The following is a 3,032-nucleotide window of genomic DNA, read 5'->3' as shown; positions in this document are numbered from 1 at the left end:
TAATTCTTGTAATCTGTATGAAGTTTTGAGGTTGCTATGATGACATAGTTCTAAATTATAAGCCGATGTGGCTCAATTGGCAGAGCAGCTGATTTGTAATCAGCAGGTTATCGGTTCGAGTCCGATCATCGGCTTTAAAAAACACTTAGGATTTCCCTAAGTGTTTTTTTGTAAAAAAATATTTTTATTCTCTTGCAGCTTTCATAAAAGCTTTCTTTTTATACATTGCTTTGTCAGCTCGTTCAAATACATCTTCAATAGATTTGTCAGATTCAGCGTTAAATATCGCCATTCCCAGAGCGACAGAATATCGTTGCCATGGTTCCATAGATGTATTATTAGCACTATCTCCAAATATCAACTCAATTTCTGATAAAAGTGTATTCCTATTTATGTAATCAATTTTCTCTAGAAGAATTACAAATTCGTCACCACCAATCCTAAATATAGGAGAGTGACTAAAAATTTGACATATCTCTTTACAAGCTCCAAAGATGTACTCGTTTCCACGCTCATGACCATATGTATCATTTATTTTCTTAAGATAATTTAAGTCTGCCATAATGATGGCAAATTCGGCAGAGCCTTCTTCAATTTCTTCATTAATACGTTGAGATGTTTTATCGTACCATGCCTTATTCTTTACTTTTGTCAAAGAATCTTGATATGCAAGCATATCCATATAATTAACCTGGGTTTTTAAATCACTAACTTTTTCTTCCATGTTAACTATATTCATTACATAAGAATGCATATCATTAGACAATTGAGAAATAGCATCATACAGACCTTCCACTTCATTATCAGTGTGTAGTGTTGGTATATCTAACAGTAACTTAGATGGATCTGTCTGTTCATGGGCGTTTTCGGCAAATACGGAAACACTTCGCTCTAAATTAGTTATAGGTGATATGATATTTTTATTGAACCAAAACTGTAATAAAAGCATGAAAAATATACCTAGCACTGTAATTATAATTATATTTTCAATGGTATATGCTCGAATAATATCTTGTATATTGGCAACATCTATATCAACACATAACAGGGCGAAATGCTTGCCTGAAGAATCAATTAAAGGCAGGAAGCCCGTATAGTCGACTCCCCATGAGCTCTTTTCTTCAAAGAATGATATTTTATCGTTATTTAGTGCATCAATATGGGCTTGAGCCATTTCTGCTGAATAATCATCGTGACAGATATATCCAAGAACTATATCTTCATCTATATGATATTCTCGTTCATATTCTGTAGTTGCTGAAAGAACTATTAGCATATTATCAGTGTCATTGTTGTTTAATGGAGTAACGATATAAAGATAGTGAATATTGAATTGTTCGACAACATTATCCATGAGTTGCATGAGGTCGTTGTACTTTGGAGATTCTTCGAGAGTATCTACACAACGGGACAAATCATCTAAATCAATATGACTGTGTACATATACTAAAATATCGGTAATACGTTCCTCGTACGAATTATATAGAGATTTACGGAAGCTACGGTACGTGAGGATATTTAAAAGAATACATAGCAATAGTATAAACACCGTAGAACCTATGAATATACTTCGTCTTAGGGGTTTCTTAAACCTATGCATTCTATGATCTCCTGACTATATTAAGTCACAAACACACTCTACAGTTGTATTTTAAAAGAAACCTATGAAATAATTATGATATTGAGTTTAATTAAACCAAATCCTCTTTAAAAACTTTCATCATTTCATTTGTTAGGCTGTATTCTAATGGTTGAAGTTCAATTTGTTTACGTGGAACCCACTGTGCATATTTAAGTTCTTCCTTATCCATTTTAATTATGTCATCCCCTTCAACATCGCAGAAGAAGCCCATTAGTATATCACAGGCAATTCCCCATGGTTGTGATTTATAATAGCGTATATTTTTTACCCTAAGTCCAGTTTCTTCCTGGACTTCTCGTTTTACAGTTTCTTCCAGAGATTCTCCTATTTCTGTAAATCCTGCAACAAGTGCATTATAAGTAAAGCCTGTTCTGTATTTAGTCAAAAGAAGTTTATCTCCATTTATAATACCTACAATAACAGCTGGGTTGATTCTTGGATAAACTATATTTCCACAAGATGGACATACTCTGGCGCGTTCTTTTAAAGAGTTTTCATTTATTGCTCCACATCTTCCACAATACTTAGTTGTCTCATACCAATCCATAAGATGATACGCAGTGTAGGCTGCAAAAATATAATGTTTAGGATAGAAATATTCTTTTCTTAGTTCTCTCATATCATAAAAATCATAATAATTTGGTATAAGAACATCACTTACATCTACAAAAAAGAAATCTTCATTATCAATACTAAATAGATATGTGTAATTTTGATTTATACCTAGTTCTTTAGCTGTTGGAAAAACAATAGTCTTATTGTCTGTATTCATTCTCAACATTATTTTTTTATTTTTAAATATCACAATTAAACTATTCGCATTTACGGACTTATTAGAATAACTATTCAATAATTTTTTTGGTGAAATATCTTGTATCATAATAAAGCCTTTCCTTATTAGTATTTTATAAATTATAGCATATGAAAATTTTAAGGTATAAATGTAATTAAAATAGTGTTATTTGTAGAGTTTTAAGGATATATAAATTTGCCTGACAGATTGGATTAGTTTCTAACTAAACACATGATTTTTGCAAATAGACGCACTTTAAAAAAATGAGAAAAATTCGTTGACATAGAGTGCTTGGGATGATACCATAATCAAGCACTGAAAAATATTTCAAGCAAGTGTAAGGGCTTATAGCTCAGCTGGTTAGAGCGCACGCCTGATAAGCGTGAGGTCGGTGGTTCGAGTCCACTTAAGCCCACTTATTAATAATCCTCGATAGCTCAATGGTAGAGCACTCGGCTGTTAACCGAGTTGTTGTAGGTTCGAGCCCTACTCGGGGAGTTTATTATCGGGGTGTGGCTCAGTTTGGCTAGAGCACCTGGTTTGGGACCAGGGGGTCGCAGGTTCGAATCCTGTCACCCCGACTTCAAATTGAATATA

General features: G+C 33.2%; 2 protein-coding genes and 4 tRNA genes. 4 read left to right on the top strand and 2 right to left on the bottom strand.

Features of this window, described 5'->3' with window-relative positions; genetic code table 11:
* Window positions 1-61: 61 nt before the first annotated feature.
* A tRNA-Thr gene (locus tag BUA88_RS15710) sits at window positions 62-134 on the top strand.
* 50 nt (window positions 135-184) lie between these two features.
* Here BUA88_RS15710 and BUA88_RS15705 read toward each other — a convergent pair.
* Complete coding sequence (locus BUA88_RS15705; RefSeq protein WP_207649576.1) at window positions 185-1,354, bottom strand: GGDEF domain-containing protein; 1,170 nt, start codon at window positions 1,352-1,354, stop codon at window positions 185-187.
* 337 nt (window positions 1,355-1,691) lie between these two features.
* The gene (gene nudC / locus BUA88_RS15700) at window positions 1,692-2,522 is read right to left on the bottom strand and encodes an NAD(+) diphosphatase (RefSeq protein WP_072919696.1); all 831 of its coding nucleotides are present in this window, start codon (window positions 2,520-2,522) and stop codon (window positions 1,692-1,694) included.
* Window positions 2,523-2,776: 254 nt separating this feature from the next.
* Between nudC and BUA88_RS15695 the strand changes: the two genes are divergently transcribed.
* The 3 genes from BUA88_RS15695 to BUA88_RS15685 all read left to right on the top strand — a co-directional run bounded on the left by BUA88_RS15695 (window position 2,777) and on the right by BUA88_RS15685 (window position 3,016).
* Window positions 2,777-2,850 (top strand) — tRNA-Ile (locus BUA88_RS15695).
* 11 nt (window positions 2,851-2,861) lie between these two features.
* Window positions 2,862-2,933: transfer RNA gene (locus BUA88_RS15690), tRNA-Asn, on the top strand.
* A gap of 8 nt (window positions 2,934-2,941) precedes the next feature.
* A tRNA-Pro gene (locus BUA88_RS15685) sits at window positions 2,942-3,016 on the top strand.
* Window positions 3,017-3,032: the final 16 nt, after the last annotated feature.

Source organism: Pseudobutyrivibrio xylanivorans DSM 14809, from assembly GCF_900141825.1.
GTDB classification, from domain to species: domain Bacteria; phylum Bacillota; class Clostridia; order Lachnospirales; family Lachnospiraceae; genus Pseudobutyrivibrio; species Pseudobutyrivibrio xylanivorans.
The sequence above is the reverse complement of the archived record's forward strand: the minus strand, read 5'-3'. Positions and strand labels throughout refer to the sequence as shown.

Excerpts from the sequence above, each read along its gene's own strand:
- BUA88_RS15705 (WP_207649576.1), bottom strand. The coding sequence starts at position 1,354 with ATGGATAATGTTGTCGAACAATTCAATATTCACTATCTTTATATCGTT.
- nudC (WP_072919696.1), bottom strand. The coding sequence starts at position 2,522 with ATGATACAAGATATTTCACCAAAAAAATTATTGAATAGTTATTCTAAT.